Genomic DNA, 15976 nt, shown 5'->3' with positions numbered 1-15976 from the left:
CCACTAATTTCAACAACGCTTACCCTGGGCACAAGCTAGGCTTTATTCTTGTAAGCAAGGGCAAAATCCAATATTTCCTTCAAACGTTCAAAGGACTGCTTATAATACAAATATCCGATTAAGCACTCAAACGCGGTGCTGTGCCGGTACTCCAGCACATCCGCGTTTTTGGCTGTCGTTCCTGATTTGGCATTGCGTCCGCGCTTCACGATATCCGTTTCTTCTTCCGTCAGCATCGGCATCAACGCTTCCAGCGCTCTGGATTGCGCCTTCGCTGAAACATAGCCGGTAGATGCTTTGTGCAAATGATTCGGCCGATGGTTTCCGCCAGATATCACATATTGTCGAATGTAGACCTCATACACCGCATCCCCGATATAGGCGAGTACAAGCGGGTTCAGCAAATGAGGGCTTTTGGACGGCGGAAAAACAAACAGGTTTGCAGAATCTGTAAAAGTCTCACTCATTTGCGGCGCCAACGAATTCCTTGCGGCGTGTCCTCAAGGAATATCCCTTTCTCTGTGAGCAGGTCTCGGATTTCGTCCGCACGCGCCCAGTTTTTGGACTTCCGCGCTTCCGTCCGCTCGACGATCAGCATCTCAATCTCTTCATCCAGCAGTTCGTCCGCTTGCTGAGACAGTATGCCCAAGGTCTGATCGAAGACTTGCAGCTGATCCAAGAATACCTGTAGTGCGGCGGCATTCACCCGCTCCTGCTGCAGATACAAGTTCGCTTCTGCAACCAGATCGAACACCGCTGTAATCGCATCCGGGGTGTTGAAGTCGTCATTCATCTTCTCGACGAACTGTTTGGCAATCGCAGCTACGCGCTCCTTAAGGTCATCTTCCACTTCGCTTGCCACAGATGCCGTCGCCAGCCGGTGCTTCAGGTTGTCGTTCGCATTTTGAATGCGTTCCAACGCATTGGCCGCCTGCTTCAAGCTCTCGTCGCTGAAGTTCAGCGGATTGCGGTAATGAGCCGACAACATGAAGAAGCGGAACACTTCCGGCTTGATTTGCTTCACCAGATCGCGGATCAGTATGCCGTTCCCCAGCGATTTGGACATTTTTTCATTATCGATGTTCAAGAAAGCATTATGAAGCCAGTAATTCGCCATCGGATGGCCGGTCACCGCTTCCGTTTGGGCAATCTCGCACTCATGATGCGGGAACGTCAAATCTTGTCCGCCGCCGTGGATATCAATCGTTTCGCCCAAATATTTGCGCACCATGGCAGAGCACTCGATATGCCAGCCCGGGCGGCCTTGGCCCCATGGGCTATCCCAATAGATTTCACCCGGTTTCGCCGCTTTCCAAAGAACAAAATCCTGCGGATTCTCTTTGCGGTCGTCCACTTCGATGCGAATGCCGTACTGGAGCTCCTCCAAATTTTGCTGGGAAAGCTTGCCGTACTCGGCAAATTTGGTCGTCCGGTAATATACGTCGCCGCGCGCCTCGTAGGCATAGCCTTTCTCCACGAGCGCAGCAATGAAATCGATGATTTCCTGAATATTCTCCGTTACACGCGGATTGAGTGTCGCTTCATGCACGCCTAGCGCTTGGATATCTTCCAAGAAAGCGGCGATGAAGGTTTCTGCTAATTCCGGAACGGTCGTGCCCATCTCCTCGGCCTTGCGAATCATTTTATCATCGACATCGGTAAAATTTGTAATATAAGTGACTTCATACTGCTGAGACTCTAAAAAGCGCCGTACGACATCGAAGAAAATGACCGGTCGGCCGTTCCCGATGTGGATATAGTTATATACGGTTGGACCGCATACGTACATCTTCACTTTCCCCGGTTCAAGGGGTACGAACTCTTCCTTCTTGCGTGTTAACGTATTATACATTCTGAGCGTCATGTTCTCTCGCTCCTCCATTCTTAACCCGTTCTTGTTCTAACTGTCTTCTCAATTCGTTAATTTGCTGCTGCATTTCTTGGAAAATATCGACAATGGGATCCGGCAAATTACCGTGGTCCAAACGATTCACGCGCACGCCGTCCCGCTTCACAAGCTTAGCAGGCATCGTTACAACCGTACTGTTCGAAGGAACTTCGCGGATAACAACGGCATTGGAGCCAATCCGTGAATTCTCGCCCACAAGGAAGGAGCCTAAAATTTTGGCGCCCGATCCGACAACTACATTATTGCCAATTGTTGGGTGTCTCTTTCCTTTTTCTTTCCCAGTTCCACCCAAAGTTACCCCTTGATACAAAATAACATCGTCGCCGATTTCGCACGTTTCCCCAATCACGACTCCCATCCCATGGTCAATAAACAGCCTCTTGCCGATCGTGGCCCCTGGATGAATCTCAATTCCTGTCATGAAACGGCTCCATTGGGAGACGATCCGCGCGATGGTAAACATCTGCCGCTTGTAGAACCAATGACCGATACGATGCGCCCAAATTGCATGAAGGCCCGAGTACGTAAACACAACCTCAAACCAGCTGCGTGCAGCCGGGTCGTTATCGAATACGGCGGAAATGTCAGATTTGATCGTTTGCCACATGCTCTCACCTTCTTAGTAGGAAATCAGTACTCCTGTGTATAAAAAAAGCCCCCGCAGCCATAAGGCTGCAGAGGCGTGATTAATCGCGGTTCCACTCTGCTTGGTGACTCGGAAGTCTCCCAACTCAAAAACCCGTAACGTGGGCATTTCGGCTGCGCCTACCCTACTCGTGTATCCGAGTATTCGGCGCGGCAGCTCCCAGGTGCATTTCCGATTAGAGGGAATGGATAACTCACAGCCGAAGCCTGACGGCTCCGATTATCCTCTCTGATAAATCCCTAAATAAACGTACTCTCCTGATCATTGCGTTCCTTATTGAACTAAGTATAGCGAAAAGAGCCCTGTATTACAACAAGTTCCGTAGCCGCGAAGCGACTTTTTCTTTGCCGAGCAGGTACAAGGACACATTGAGATCAGGTCCATGCACTTGTCCTGTCAAGGCAGAACGGATCGACATGAACAATTGCTTCCCTTTGAAGCCCGTATCCTTCTGCACTTGTTTCAGCAGCGCCGGGATCGCCTCTACCGTGAAAGTTTCGGCCCCCTCAACTTGCCCCAAGAAGCTGGACAATACAACCGGAACATGCTCTTCTTTCAGTACAGCCGCAGCTTCTTCGTCGATCACGAGCTCCTCTTTGAAGAAGATGCCCGACAATTCGACAATTTCCGCCGCGAAGCGCATTCTCTCTTGATTCAAGCCTACGAGAGCCGTTACCCAAGCCTGGCCCGCTTCATCCAACTGCGGCTCGATGTATCCGGCTTTTTGCAGATGAGGCACGCACAGCTCGACGACGCGGGAGAGCGGAGCCTTTTTCAAATAGGCGTTGTTCATCCAGTTCAATTTATCCATATCAAACACAGCCGGACTCTTCGATACGCGATCGAGGTCAAACTGGGCAATCAGTTCTTCCTTCGTAAACATCTCTTCTTCGCCGCCAGGAGACCATCCCAGCAGAGCGATGAAATTCACAACAGCTTCCGGCAAGTAGCCTAACTCCCGGTACTGCTCGATAAACTGGATGATCGACTCGTCCCGTTTGCTCATTTTCTTCCGGTCCGGATTCAGAATCAACGCCAAGTGAGCGAATTCCGGAATCGGCATGCCTAGAGCCTCATACATGAGGATTTGTCTAGGCGTGTTGGACAGATGTTCCTCACCGCGGATAACCAAGTTGATTTTCATCATATGATCGTCCACAATGACGGCAAAATTGTACGTCGGAATCCCGTCAGGACGCGCGATAATAAAGTCGCCGATCCCGTTCGATTCAAACTCAACATGTTCTCGAACCTTGTCCTCGAAGCCGATGATCCGGTCTGCCGGCACACGGAATCTTGTCGAAGGCTTGCGGCCCTCCGCCTCGTATGCGGCAATCTGCTCAGGCGTCAAGTGACGGCACTTGCCGGAGTAGCCGCCCATCTCGCCGCTCGCTTCCTGCTCTGCCCGCTCCTGCTCCAAATCAGCCTCCGAACAATAGCACGGATACGCATGCCCGCTTTGAATCAGTTGATCCAGGTGGGTTTTGTAAATATCCAGTCTTTCCATTTGACGGTAAGGACCGTATGGCCCCCCGATATCTACGCTCTCATCCCACTCTAATCCGAGCCATCTCAAGCCGTTCAGTTGATCTTCGATTCCGGATTCTTTATGACGGGTTTGATCGGTATCTTCAAAACGCACAACGAACGCTCCGCCATGACGGCGTGCCAATAAATAATCAAACAGTGCCGTACGAGCACCGCCAATATGTAAATGTCCGGTTGGACTAGGTGCATAGCGCACACGTAAAGGTTGGTTCATGACTGTACCCTCTTCTCCCCAATAATACCTGCTATTCTAGCACATCTCGAATTAAACAAACAACCGATTGCGCGGCAATTCCTTCGCCACGGCCCGTAAATCCAAGCTGTTCGGTCGTTGTCGCTTTCACGTTGATTTGGTCCGGCGCAGCTTCCAATGCCTCGGCCATAATTTCCACCATTTGCGGAATATACGGAGCCATTTTGGGCTTCTGGGCGATAATCGTGGAATCTGCATTCCCTAGCCGGTATCCTCTGTCCTTAGCCAATTGCCACACATGTTTCAACAAAACCAAGCTGTCCGCATCCTTGAATTCCGCAGCCGTATCCGGGAAATGCTTCCCGATATCGCCTAGGCCCAAAGCGCCCAGAATCGCATCGCTAACCGCATGAAGCAGCACATCGGCGTCGGAGTGGCCTAAGAGCCCCTTCTCATATGGAATCGTTACGCCTCCAATAATACACTTGCGGCCTTCCACTAACTGATGAACATCAAATCCTTGTCCTACGCGAATCATGGCTGTCCCTCTCCCCTTACATTCTGTAATATCCATTCTGCCCATGGCAGATCTTCCGGCGTTGTAATCTTAATATTGTAATAATCCCCTTCGACAACATGCACCGTCGTTCCTGTCCGCTCCACCAGCATAGCGTCGTCCGTCCCCATGAAATCCTCCTGAGACGCACGCTCATGCGCCTCCTGCAGAAGGGAAAGTCGAAAAGCTTGCGGGGTTTGAATGGCCCACAAGCTTCTTCTATCCGGTGTAGATTGTATTCGCTTCTCGGTATCTACGATTTTGATCGTATCCTTCACAGGTACAGCCAGCACGGCTGCGTCCCGATCTTTCGCCATCGCCAGACATTCGAACACGTGTTCTCTTTTGACGAAAGGGCGAACACCGTCATGAACGAGCACCCACTCGGTGTCCTGTTCCAGGGCTTCCAGGCCTCGTCTGACGGAATCTTGACGTTCCGCCCCACCTGCCAGCACATGAGTGACCTTGGAAAGCGCATAGCTCTGCACATAGCCTGTACAGCGCTCTACGTCATTTCCGCCAACAACCAGAATGATTTCATTCACTTCATGTATGTTTTGAAATAATTGCAACGTATGTACGAGAATTGGCTTCTGTCCCAGTTGTAAATATTGTTTGCTTTCCGCCGTTCCCATGCGCGAGCCCTTGCCCGCCGCCACGATGATAACCCCTAGCTTCCCCATAAGCCCTCCAACTAAGCGCTTTCCGTTCGAAAGCTGTCTACGTTACATCTCCTTATCATACTGGTTTTACTGCGCTTTTTCCAATAGTTTCGGTTTAGCGAAAATCATTCGGCCGGCTGAAGTCTGAAGGACACTGGTCACCATCACTTCAAGCGTCATCCCTATGAATTCACGTCCGCCTTCCACCACAATCATCGTACCGTCGTCCAGATAAGCCACACCTTGTCCATGCTCTTTGCCGTCTTTAATGACTTGAACAATAATTTCTTCCCCCGGCAGGACAACAGGCTTCACCGCATTCGCCAAATCGTTGATATTCAGCACCGAAACCCCTTGAAGCTCGCACACTTTATTCAGGTTGAAATCGTTCGTGATGACCTTTCCCTGCAGCACCTTGGCCAGACGCACCAATTTGCTGTCCACTTCGGATATCTCTTCGAAATCGCCTTCATAAATCAGCACTTTCACTTCGAGTTCCTTTTGAATTTTGTTTAAAATATCGAGCCCCCGCCGACCGCGGTTGCGCTTCAGCAAATCGGAAGAATCCGCAATATGCTGCAGCTCCTCCAGGACAAACTCCGGTATAACGAGAGTCCCCTCGATAAACCCTGTTTTGCAAATATCGGCGATACGCCCGTCAATAATAACGCTTGTGTCAAGAATCTTATGCTCCTCGTAAGGCCGATGCGTCTGCTTCTCCGGACCGGCTGACCGGCTCATCGCGATGATCTGCACCAGCTCTTCCCGCTTGCTGTAACCGATACGAAACCCCATAACCGCCAAAACTCCGGAAACGACGAAGGGTAAAATAGGGCTCGCCCACTTCACCTGCTCCAGCACAGGAAACACCAATACCGATATAAGCAGTCCAATTACTAGTCCTAGTGTACCTGAGAGCAGATCAGACACCGGAATGTCCGCAACATTCCTTTCCCCTCTGACAAGCAGCTTCATCCCCTTGCCTGCAACCCATGCTGAAAGAATGAACATACCTAACGCGCATAAACTATTGATGGCAATTGCTTTTCCTGACTCGTTCACCAAACCTGTCGTTCGAAGGATCGCCTCGCTCCATCCAAAACCTAAACTGCCACCCATGATGGCCAAAATGAATTGCACCCATTTCCTCATCATAGATTCACCTCCTGCATCAACTTATTAATAAAGCTCCATTACAATTATGTTCCAATTTATCCATCGTTAATCACTTCTTTGCATGTAAAATTGAAATATTAGAGGCCTTCCATTATAATGAAATTGGAAGTTACCAACCTACCAGAGGTGGATGGAATGAGCTCCTTGACTTTAAAGCAGTTTCAAGATCAAGTATCCGAATTATTGCTCCGTCACCGAAGTCTGCTTGACGTCTTATCCAAATTTCAACAGTCAGGCGCAGCCGCCAATCGTTCCGTGGTGAAGTCCATTACCGAATGTGGATGTATTCAGGTTCACGCAGCGAAGCAGGAGTACCATCCCGAGATGACGTTGAATGAAGCTAAAGATGTGCTTGGCACCCATGTATCCGGCCACTTATGTGAGCAGTGCATCGAGGTTGTCAGCAGTGAACTGGGCAGAAATCTTTTTTATATGTCCGCACTAAGCAACATTCTTGATGTAAATTTGGAGCAAGTCGTGGAAAATGAATCAAAGAAATGTACGACTCTTGGACTATTCAACATGTCATGAAAATGAAGATGAACAAAAAAAGCATTTATTTTCTCTGAATCATCAGAAGAAAATAAATGCTTTTTATTTTGGGAATCTGCTGTTACACGTCGGATTTCACGGAGTTCGGATCCTCTACGCCGCGTCTTTTGTTCTTTCTGCGGATGCGGATGAAGAAACCATCAACGTTTTTTTTTAGGCCGTATAGCGCGTACAGTAAAAGCGGTACGAAGATCATTTTGGAAATGGACTCCGGCCATTTGATCGCAATCAGGATGGCTACGGCAACAATAACCGGTGTAATCCAGATTGCTGCTTTGGGAATGCCCGCTTTCTTGAAGTTCGGGTATTTCACTGTACTTACCATTAAGTACGACAACAGGACTGTACTTACCAAGAGCACATACACGTTAATTTCGTTCACAAAAAGCGCTAATGTACAAAGCACGCCGCCTGCAGCCGGAATCGGCAAGCCGATGAAGTAACCAGGCGTACCTGCAACAACATTGAAGCGAGCCAAACGAAGCGCTCCGCAAATAGGAAAGATCGCCGTGACGATCCAAGCAAATGCCGGACTAATCACATTCGGATTATTAAAGGCTACAACGTACATGATAAAGGCAGGCGCTACGCCGAAAGAAATAACATCGGACAGCGAGTCTAGCTCTTTACCAAATTCGCTCTGCGCATTCAATGCCCGGGCTACACGACCGTCAAGTCCGTCAAGCAACATTGCGACAATGACAAGTACCGCTGCGATGCCATGTTCACCACTGAAAGCGAGAATAATCGACAGAACACCGAGGAATAAGTTCCCTACTGTAAAAAGGCTGGGAATTGATTTTGTTAACATATGTTTTTGTCCACCTCTGGATTTACTATGCCCTAAACTTGACTTTATAAAACCTCAACAATGATACTTTATGATTGTATCCACTTTAAATATGTCTGTCAATGAAGACTTGTTCTTGAATTCTTTTGAGCCCTTCTTTGATCGCCCGAGCCCTTACTTCTCCGATGCCGTCAACTTCATCCAATTCTTCAATCGTCGCCATCATCATGTGCGGCAGGTAGCCGAATTTCTCCACAAGGTTCGCAATAATGATCGAGGGAAGCCGCGGTATCTTCCCAAGAATCCGGAATCCGCGAGGAGAAACCGGTTCTTCGACGATAGAATTTGTATGAGGATAGCCGAGCAATCGAATGATTTGATGAGGCTCCAGCAATTCATCCGAAGACAAGCGTTTGAGGCCTGCTTGCATTTCCTTCACGCGGTCTTCCGATAATTCCCTTACATAATCTTTTACGAGCAAACGCGCTTCAAGTTCCGCATTCCCGACAAGTTCTTCAAGCTGCATGCTAATTAAGCGGCCTTCGTTCCCCAACTCGTTAATGTACCGGTTGATTTCCGCCTTAATGCGCAGCACCATTTCGAAACGCGCAATGACATTGGTGACATCATGCAGCGTAACCAACTCCTCGAACTCCGACGCGCTTAGATTGGTAAGCGACTGATCCAATACGACTTTGTACCGTTCCAACGTCTGGATGGCCTGATTGGCTTTCGTCAGAATGACCCCGATATCTTTGAGCGCGTAGCGCAAGTTGCCTTGATACAGGGTAATGACATTGCGCCGCTGTGAAATGGAGACCACCAATTTATTCGTCTGCTTCGCCACACGCTCTGCTGTCCGGTGCCGGATTCCGGTTTCGGAAGACGCGATCGAGGAATCGGGAATTAATTGTGTGTTCGCATAAAGAATTCGCTTGATATCCTCGCTGAGGATGATCGCTCCGTCCATTTTGGCCAGCTCATATAAATAATTGGGGGAAAACTCACAATCGATCGAAAAGCCTCCGTCGACGATTTCCCTTACTTCCGTACTATATCCAACAACGATAAGTCCGCCTGTTTTGGCGCGCAGAACATTCTCCAAACCGTCGCGGAACGATGTGCCGGGCGCTACCATTTGCAGCAGTTGGCTCATGACGTCTCGCTTTATCTCTTCTTTACTCATAATTTCCTCCTGAAGGCTTGCAGGTTGAATGATTCAAGAGCTAATCCAGTGCCGCTTTCAAGGCTTCGGACACGGTATTCACTCCGATAATCTCCATACCGGGCGGATGGGTCCACCCCTTCAAACTTTTCTCCGGCATAATGACTCTGCGGAATCCTAATTTCTCCGCTTCTTTCACACGTTGATCGATCCGGGACACACCCCGGACCTCTCCCGTTAATCCGATCTCACCGAACACAACATCAAACGGTCTCGTGGCATGATCGCGGAAGCTGGATGCGATGCTGATCGCAATGGCCAAATCGACCGCAGGCTCATCAAGCTTGACGCCGCCGGCCACGTTCAGGTAGGCATCTTGATTCTGAAGGAACATGCCCATTCGTTTCTCCAAGACGGCAATGATCAGAGAAAGCCGGTTATGATCAACGCCAGTCGCCATCCTTCTGGGAGAAGGGAAATTCGTCGAGGACACCAGCGCTTGAATCTCTACCAGAACGGGACGCGTTCCTTCCATACTGGCAACCACCGTAGAACCGGCAACGCCGAGCGGTCGCTCAGACAGGAACAGCTCCGAGGGATTGCTTACTTCGACCAACCCGGCTTCTTGCATCTCAAAAATGCCGATTTCATTCGTAGATCCGAATCGATTCTTGACTGCGCGGAGTACACGATACGAATGATGCCGCTCGCCTTCGAAATAAAGCACGCAATCCACCATGTGTTCCAGCATTCTAGGTCCCGCAATGGCGCCTTCCTTCGTCACGTGACCGACAAGGACCGTTGCAATCCCTTTGCCTTTAGCTATTCTCATAAAATGACCCGTACATTCCCGAACTTGCGAAACGGTTCCAGGGGCGGAGGTAATCGCAGGATGATAGACCGTCTGAATGGAGTCGATGACCAAGAAATCCGGTTCAATCTCTTGAATCGCTTCTTCAATTAACTCAAGGTTCGTTTCACAAAGCACATAGAGCAGCGGAGATGCTGCATTCAAACGATCCGCACGAAGTTTCGTTTGCTTGACGGATTCTTCCCCCGATATATAGAGCACTTTCTGATGTGCTTGCGTAAGCTCGAAAGAGGTTTGAAGCAGTAGCGTTGACTTCCCGATTCCCGGATCCCCGCCTACGAGAATCAAAGATCCAGGCACGATACCTCCGCCTAAGACGCGGTTCAATTCCTTATTGCTGGTCACGACCCTAGGCTCAGGGCTACTTTCTATATGTATGATGGGGGTCGGTTTTTCTTTCGTGCGGGGGGCAGAAGAATTCATGCCCTTTGTACGCACAACCGTTTCAATTTCTTCCACCATCGTATTCCAAGATTGACACCCAGGGCATTTGCCCATCCATTTCGGCGATTCATAGCCACATTCTTGACAGCAAAATTTGGTTTTCTGTTTACTCATGGCGTAAATGACTCCTTACATCTTACAATTCAATATTTGGCTATCCTTACCAATAAAGTTTACCATTTTTACGAAGTCCATGAAAGGTCATCTGCAAATAAAAAGCATTTCGCCGCACCCGGACCGGATGCAGCAAAATGCTTCTTTGCTTTGTCTTATTTAGCGGCTACGCCTTCGCCCTTGCGGACAACCAGCTCGCCTTCATTCTCATCAATCGTTAAGGAGTCGCCTTTGGCAATATTGCCTTTGAGAAGCTCCTCAGACAAGCGGTCCTCGATATGCTTCTGAATCGCTCTGCGAAGCGGTCTTGCGCCGTAAGTCGGGTCGTACCCTTCCTTGGCAAGGAACGCTTTCGCTTTATCCGTCAGCAAGAAGTCAACCTCTTGCTCTTTCAGGCGTTTACGAAGATCGTCCGCCATTAAGGAGACGATTTCAGCGATATGCTTCTCATCCAAGGAGTGGAAGACGATAATTTCGTCGATCCGGTTCAGGAACTCCGGACGGAAGCTTTTCTTGAGCTCGCCCATCACTTTATCTCTCATGTTGGTGTAATCTTTACCTGCATCAATCGCAGCCGTAAAGCCGAGAGAGGAGTTTTTCTTAATCGTGTCCGCACCTACGTTGGAAGTCATAATGATCAACGTATTGCGGAAATCGACCGTACGTCCTTTGGAATCCGTCAAACGGCCGTCTTCCAGCACTTGCAGCAGGATGTTGAAAACTTCCGGATGTGCTTTCTCGATCTCATCCAGCAGGACGACCGAGTATGGTTTGCGGCGAACTTTCTCGGTCAGTTGACCGCCTTCTTCGTAGCCGACATACCCTGGAGGCGCTCCGACTAAACGAGAGGTCGAATGTTTCTCCATGTATTCCGACATATCGATACGGACTACCGCGTTATCATCGCCGAATAACGATTCGGCTAAGGCGCGCGCCAACTCGGTTTTACCTACGCCCGTAGGTCCGAGGAAGATGAAGGAGCCCATAGGACGCTTCGGATCTTTCAGGCCTGCTCTAGCACGACGGATGGCGCGGCTCACGGCTTTAACCGCTTCTTCTTGCCCGATGACACGTTCATGAAGAATTTCTTCCATTTTGAGCAGACGCTCCGTCTCTTCTTCCGCCAGCTTGCTGACCGGGATTCCCGTCCAGCTTGCCACGATTTGAGCAATGTCATCCGGAGTTACTTCTGTGTCCAGACGGCCTTGCTTTTCTTTCCAGTCATTTTTCGTCGTATCCAACTCTTCTCGAAGCTTCTGCTCGGTGTCGCGAAGTCCTGCGGCTTTCTCGAACTCTTGGCTTTGAACCGCGGCATCCTTCTCTTTGCGGATATCTTCGAGTTTGTTCTCCAGCTGTTTCAGTGAAGGCGGTATCGTGTAAGAACGAAGTCTTACTTTAGAGCTCGCCTCATCGATTAAGTCAATCGCTTTATCAGGCAGGAAGCGGTCCGTAATGTAGCGATCGGAGAGCTTAACAGCCTCTTGAATCGCTGCATCGGTAATTTTCACGCGGTGATGAGCTTCATAGCGGTCACGCAAACCGTACAGGATTTGGATCGCTTCCTCCGGGGAAGGCTGATCCACCGTAATCGGTTGGAAGCGGCGCTCCAGAGCGGCATCCTTTTCGATATATTTGCGATATTCATCCAGCGTTGTAGCGCCAATGCACTGCAGCTCGCCTCTCGCTAATGCCGGTTTCAGGATGTTGGAAGCGTCGATGGCGCCTTCCGCACCCCCAGCACCGATCAATGTGTGCAGCTCATCAATGAAGAGCACGATATTGCCGGCTTGACGAATTTCGTCCATGATTTTTTTGAGGCGGTCCTCAAATTCACCGCGATATTTGGTGCCTGCTACGACAGAACCCATGTCGAGGGTCATAACCCTTTTATCCTTCAACGTTTCCGGGATTTCATTGTTGATGATTTTCTGAGCGAGCCCTTCGGCAATAGCGGTTTTACCAACCCCCGGCTCACCGATCAACACCGGATTGTTCTTGGTTCTACGGCTCAACACTTGGATAACGCGCTCAATCTCTTTGCTGCGCCCAATGACCGGATCGAGATGACCCTCTTTGGCGTAAGCCGTCAGATCCCTCGCTAAACCATCCAAGGTCGGCGTGTTCACGTTCTGAGTACTGCCGTGGCTTGGCGATACGGTCTCGCTGCTGCCTAGCAGTTGAAGCACTTGCTGGCGCGCCTTGTTCAAAGAAACGCCCAAATTATTAAGAACTCTCGCTGCGACACCTTCGCCTTCGCGAATAAGTCCAAGTAAAATATGTTCAGTCCCCACATACGTGTGACCTAGTTTCCTAGCTTCATCCATCGAAAGCTCAATGACCTTTTTCGCTCTAGGCGTATACGCAATGTTGGTAGGTTGTTCTTGTCCTCTGCCGATTAGGGATTCGACTTCATCTTGAATTTTCTCAAGACCTAAGCCCAGAGCAACGAGTGCTTTAGCAGCAATACCTTCCCCTTCACGAATAAGACCCAGCAAAATATGCTCAGTACCAATATTGTTATGCCCTAAACGAACTGCTTCCTCTTGAGCCAAAGAAAGCACCTTCTGTGCACGTTCTGTAAATCTGCCAAACATCATAGAGAACACCTCCAAAAGTAGTATATCTATGGAAAACCTAAAGGATGAATCTTAATGCGATTAAATCCTGCCGAATTTCTCGCGGATCAGCTCGGCTCTGCGCATATCGCGCTCTTCCGCGTTCAGCTTCTCGCCAGCGAATTGCTGAAGGAAGCCGGGCTGCGTCATCACGAGCAGTTCATTCAAAACATTGGATGAAACATTATTGATAATCCCCAAGTCTATGCCTAATCGCACATCCGACAGACGCTGCGCAGCCTCCTTAGAGTCTATAATGCCTGCATAGGACAAAATGCCAAGCGAGCGGTTCACCCGATCAATGATGCGCATTCTGGACTCTTGAATCAGCTTATGCCTGGCAGCACGCTCATGCTCTATAATTTGCCTTGCAACGCTGTGTAAATTATCAATAATCTCGTCTTCGGATTGCCCCAGCGTAATCTGATTCGATATTTGGAACAGATTACCTAATGCTTCGCTGCCTTCCCCATATAATCCTCTAACCGTCAATCCAACTTGTGTAACAGCGGATAAAATTCGATTAATTTGTTGGCTAAGCACCAAAGCGGGCAAATGCATCATCACCGAAGCGCGAATGCCGGTTCCGACGTTCGTGGGGCAGCTTGTCAGATAGCCCCTCTTTTCATCATAGCCGTAATCCAGCTGGGTTTCAAAAATATCGTCAATCTGATTCGCCAAGTCCCAGACCTCTTTGATTTGAAAGCCTGGGCATAAGCATTGTATGCGAAGATGATCCTCTTCATTGATCATAATGGAAATGGATTCATTTTCGCTTAAAATAACGGCACCATTTCTGGATTCGTTAGCTAAATTTGGACTAATTAAATGCTTCTCGACAAGAACCATTCGCTCAAGCTCGTTAAGGTCTGACAGCGGAATAAGCGAAAAATTACTGATCGTCTCCAGCTCATCGTTCTCAAGCACACCGGACAACTGATCGAGTACTTCTTGTGATTGTTGATTGGTAGCCAGCATTGGATAAGGGTAATCTCTAAGGTTGCGCGCAATTCGGATTCGGCTGCTGATCACAATATCCGATTCCGGGCCTTCTCCCTTCATCCATTCGCTCAATGCATCTCCTGTAAACCGCTGTAGTGTCACTGGATTCACACCTTCCCTACAAACTCACAAGCCGGCAATTTTCTTCTCAATATCGCGAATCTGATCCCGAATCTTGGCCGCTTGTTCGAACTCTTCCGCTTCTATGCAAGTCATCATATCCTTCTTAAGCATATCGATCTCTCGCTTGCATTGGATAATGCCGCCGCTGCGTTTGGGGACTTTCCCCACGTGTACGGTGTTTCCATGCACCCTTTTGAACAGAGGATCTAACTTTTCCGAAAAGCTTTGATAACAGGACCCGCAGCCAAAACGGCCTAATTTACTAAACTGCGAATACGTTAGACCGCAATTCTCACAACGGATAGCCTGGGACTTCGCCGCCGAGATGGAGGAGGGTTCGAAATCAAGCAATCCCGATAAAAGATTATGAATCGAAAAGCCGCCAGACGTTCCGGGAATCATTTCACCCTTCTCGCGGGCGCAATTTTCACAAATGTGGAACTCGTTCTTGTCTCCATTCACAATCTTCGTAAAATGAAGAGTCGCCGGTCGTTTCCCGCATTCCTGACAAATCATTTCATGTGCCTCCTTATCTGCTAAGCAAGGATATCAGCATCGCTTTCAGAATCTTAGCCCGAATTTCATCGCGCAGCGGGAGCTTGAAGGTCAACACATCTCTGGATATCGCTGCCCGAATCAAGTTGGCTTCTCGTGTTGAAATATAGTGCCCTTCCTGCAGTTGGTAAATGAGTCCCTCTGAAGTGACTTGATCTATGTGTGTATGAATCGTGCGAAAAATATGATCCAAAATCGATCCATGACTCTTGAGCTCAATCTTCTGGATGCGAATGTACCCGCCACCGCCGCGCTTACTCTCTACGAGGTATCCTTTTTCCAACGTAAACCTTGTACTAATCACATAATTGATTTGGGAAGGCACACACTGGAATTGATCGGCCAGATCGTTACGCTGAATCTCGATGGCTCCTTCAGAACTTTGCTGCAGGACATGCTTTAAATACTGCTCAATGATTTCTGATACGTTACGCATCAATTCATCCTCCCAGACTGCTAGAAGTAAATTGACTTTGATTGACTTTGACTTTCTTTGACCTTAACTAGATTATAATCATTTCCTTTCTTTTTGACAAGTGTTGACTCTAAAGTGCGTTTGCCTCAGAAAACTAACCTGTTTCACAACCTACTCACAGTATTTACAAAAATACCCCTGCTTAACGTAGGTGTGTGTTCCTTTTTTTGGGCCGTGGTTTAGGGAGGGGGCATTGTGACTGAGCAATGCGCATATTGAGCACTGGGGAACTATGATCCGTTATTTCTGAGGATATCGGCTCTTCAGCATTTTTATGGAGCCTACGATCCGCTATTTTGCCAATATCGGCTTACCTTTAGGCATTGGCGGGCATATAAAGCCCTGTAGTTCCGCTTAGATTCTGAGAATCGCCTGATCAGCTCAAATAGCGGCCTGTAGTTGCCCTTATGCAGGTGAGGATAGCACTTTGCGATAATTTCACCTGAAAATCGCTGAAAAAGCAAAAAAGCCTTTCTGAGATTTCTCTCAAAAAGGCTTTTTGTTCTGTGCTTGGCAACGTTCTACTCTCCCAGAACCCTGCGGTTCAAGTACCATCGACGCTGGAGGGCTTAACGGTCGT

15 protein-coding genes are annotated in these 15976 nt (G+C 48.9%); 1 reads left to right on the top strand and 14 read right to left on the bottom strand.

What is annotated here, in order from left to right; all coding sequences use genetic code 11:
* Positions 1–35: 35 nt before the first annotated feature.
* The 7 genes from AC3WRW_RS24210 to AC3WRW_RS24180 form a co-directional block, all read right to left on the bottom strand.
* On the bottom strand, positions 36–467 hold the full coding sequence (locus tag AC3WRW_RS24210) for a Mini-ribonuclease 3 (RefSeq protein WP_492548836.1): 432 nt from the start codon (positions 465–467) through the stop codon (positions 36–38).
* Positions 464–1864, bottom strand: coding sequence for a cysteine--tRNA ligase (gene cysS, locus AC3WRW_RS24205; RefSeq protein ID WP_492548835.1), 1401 nt, complete (start codon positions 1862–1864; stop codon positions 464–466). The genes AC3WRW_RS24210 and cysS overlap by 4 nt, the downstream gene beginning before the upstream one ends.
* Positions 1845–2516 (bottom strand): serine O-acetyltransferase, encoded by a 672-nt coding sequence (cysE, locus tag AC3WRW_RS24200; RefSeq protein WP_492548834.1) that lies wholly within the window; start codon positions 2514–2516, stop codon positions 1845–1847. Before cysE ends, cysS begins: the two co-directional genes overlap by 20 nt.
* A 346-nt stretch (positions 2517–2862) precedes the next feature.
* A complete protein-coding gene (gene gltX, locus AC3WRW_RS24195; protein WP_492548833.1) occupies positions 2863–4317 on the bottom strand; it encodes a glutamate--tRNA ligase in 1455 nt (484 codons plus the stop codon).
* Positions 4318–4348: 31 nt separating this feature from the next.
* The gene (gene ispF / locus AC3WRW_RS24190; RefSeq protein ID WP_492548832.1) at positions 4349–4834 is read right to left on the bottom strand and encodes a 2-C-methyl-D-erythritol 2,4-cyclodiphosphate synthase; all 486 of its coding nucleotides are present in this window, start codon (positions 4832–4834) and stop codon (positions 4349–4351) included.
* Positions 4831–5535 (bottom strand): 2-C-methyl-D-erythritol 4-phosphate cytidylyltransferase, encoded by a 705-nt coding sequence (gene ispD, locus AC3WRW_RS24185; protein WP_492548831.1) that lies wholly within the window; start codon positions 5533–5535, stop codon positions 4831–4833. Before ispD ends, ispF begins: the two co-directional genes overlap by 4 nt.
* 66 nt (positions 5536–5601) lie before the next feature.
* Positions 5602–6669: a PIN/TRAM domain-containing protein gene (locus AC3WRW_RS24180; protein ID WP_492548830.1), complete on the bottom strand. Its 1068-nt coding sequence runs from the start codon at positions 6667–6669 to the stop codon at positions 5602–5604.
* A 156-nt stretch (positions 6670–6825) separates the two neighbouring features.
* On the opposite strand from AC3WRW_RS24180, the gene AC3WRW_RS24175 reads away from it, so the two are divergent.
* Entirely contained in the window at positions 6826–7221 is a 396-nt protein-coding gene (locus AC3WRW_RS24175) for a DUF1573 domain-containing protein (protein ID WP_171683398.1), read from the top strand.
* A gap of 82 nt (positions 7222–7303) precedes the next feature.
* On the opposite strand, the gene pssA is transcribed toward AC3WRW_RS24175, so the two are convergent.
* The 7 genes from pssA to AC3WRW_RS24140 all read right to left on the bottom strand — a co-directional run bounded on the left by pssA (position 7304) and on the right by AC3WRW_RS24140 (position 15357).
* Positions 7304–8053, bottom strand: a complete 750-nt coding sequence (gene pssA / locus AC3WRW_RS24170; RefSeq protein ID WP_492548829.1) for a CDP-diacylglycerol--serine O-phosphatidyltransferase — start codon at positions 8051–8053, stop codon at positions 7304–7306.
* A gap of 85 nt (positions 8054–8138) precedes the next feature.
* Positions 8139–9218, bottom strand: coding sequence for a DNA integrity scanning diadenylate cyclase DisA (gene disA / locus AC3WRW_RS24165; protein ID WP_171683363.1), 1080 nt, complete (start codon positions 9216–9218; stop codon positions 8139–8141).
* A 40-nt stretch (positions 9219–9258) separates the two neighbouring features.
* The gene (gene radA / locus AC3WRW_RS24160; protein ID WP_492548828.1) at positions 9259–10626 is read right to left on the bottom strand and encodes a DNA repair protein RadA; all 1368 of its coding nucleotides are present in this window, start codon (positions 10624–10626) and stop codon (positions 9259–9261) included.
* Positions 10627–10781: 155 nt separating this feature from the next.
* Positions 10782–13223, bottom strand: coding sequence for an ATP-dependent protease ATP-binding subunit ClpC (clpC, locus tag AC3WRW_RS24155; RefSeq protein ID WP_492548827.1), 2442 nt, complete (start codon positions 13221–13223; stop codon positions 10782–10784).
* Between the two features lie 60 nt (positions 13224–13283).
* Positions 13284–14303, bottom strand: coding sequence for a protein-arginine kinase McsB (gene mcsB, locus AC3WRW_RS24150; RefSeq protein ID WP_492548858.1), 1020 nt, complete (start codon positions 14301–14303; stop codon positions 13284–13286).
* Positions 14304–14369: 66 nt separating this feature from the next.
* Positions 14370–14882, bottom strand: coding sequence for a protein-arginine kinase activator protein McsA (gene mcsA, locus AC3WRW_RS24145; protein ID WP_171683359.1), 513 nt, complete (start codon positions 14880–14882; stop codon positions 14370–14372).
* A 13-nt stretch (positions 14883–14895) separates the two neighbouring features.
* On the bottom strand, positions 14896–15357 hold the full coding sequence (locus AC3WRW_RS24140; protein WP_167067774.1) for a CtsR family transcriptional regulator: 462 nt from the start codon (positions 15355–15357) through the stop codon (positions 14896–14898).
* Between the last annotated feature and the right edge of the window lie 619 nt (positions 15358–15976).

The organism is Paenibacillus sp. FW126-R14 (assembly GCF_058789495.1).
Note: the sequence above shows the minus strand (reverse complement) of the source record. Positions and strands in the feature narration are given on the sequence as shown.

What these genes read in the sequence shown, in the direction of transcription:
- AC3WRW_RS24210 (WP_492548836.1), bottom strand. Translation starts at nt 467, where the DNA reads ATGAGTGAGACTTTTACAGATTCTGCAAACCTGTTTGTTTTTCCGCCG.
- cysS (WP_492548835.1), bottom strand. Translation starts at nt 1,864, where the DNA reads ATGACGCTCAGAATGTATAATACGTTAACACGCAAGAAGGAAGAGTTC.
- cysE (WP_492548834.1), bottom strand. Translation starts at nt 2,516, where the DNA reads ATGTGGCAAACGATCAAATCTGACATTTCCGCCGTATTCGATAACGAC.
- gltX (WP_492548833.1), bottom strand. Translation starts at nt 4,317, where the DNA reads ATGAACCAACCTTTACGTGTGCGCTATGCACCTAGTCCAACCGGACAT.
- ispF (WP_492548832.1), bottom strand. Translation starts at nt 4,834, where the DNA reads ATGATTCGCGTAGGACAAGGATTTGATGTTCATCAGTTAGTGGAAGGC.
- ispD (WP_492548831.1), bottom strand. Translation starts at nt 5,535, where the DNA reads ATGGGGAAGCTAGGGGTTATCATCGTGGCGGCGGGCAAGGGCTCGCGC.
- AC3WRW_RS24180 (WP_492548830.1), bottom strand. Translation starts at nt 6,669, where the DNA reads ATGATGAGGAAATGGGTGCAATTCATTTTGGCCATCATGGGTGGCAGT.
- AC3WRW_RS24175 (WP_171683398.1), top strand. Translation starts at nt 6,826, where the DNA reads ATGAGCTCCTTGACTTTAAAGCAGTTTCAAGATCAAGTATCCGAATTA.
- pssA (WP_492548829.1), bottom strand. Translation starts at nt 8,053, where the DNA reads ATGTTAACAAAATCAATTCCCAGCCTTTTTACAGTAGGGAACTTATTC.
- disA (WP_171683363.1), bottom strand. Translation starts at nt 9,218, where the DNA reads ATGAGTAAAGAAGAGATAAAGCGAGACGTCATGAGCCAACTGCTGCAA.
- radA (WP_492548828.1), bottom strand. Translation starts at nt 10,626, where the DNA reads ATGAGTAAACAGAAAACCAAATTTTGCTGTCAAGAATGTGGCTATGAA.
- clpC (WP_492548827.1), bottom strand. Translation starts at nt 13,223, where the DNA reads ATGATGTTTGGCAGATTTACAGAACGTGCACAGAAGGTGCTTTCTTTG.
- mcsB (WP_492548858.1), bottom strand. Translation starts at nt 14,303, where the DNA reads ATGAAGGGAGAAGGCCCGGAATCGGATATTGTGATCAGCAGCCGAATC.
- mcsA (WP_171683359.1), bottom strand. Translation starts at nt 14,882, where the DNA reads ATGATTTGTCAGGAATGCGGGAAACGACCGGCGACTCTTCATTTTACG.
- AC3WRW_RS24140 (WP_167067774.1), bottom strand. Translation starts at nt 15,357, where the DNA reads ATGCGTAACGTATCAGAAATCATTGAGCAGTATTTAAAGCATGTCCTG.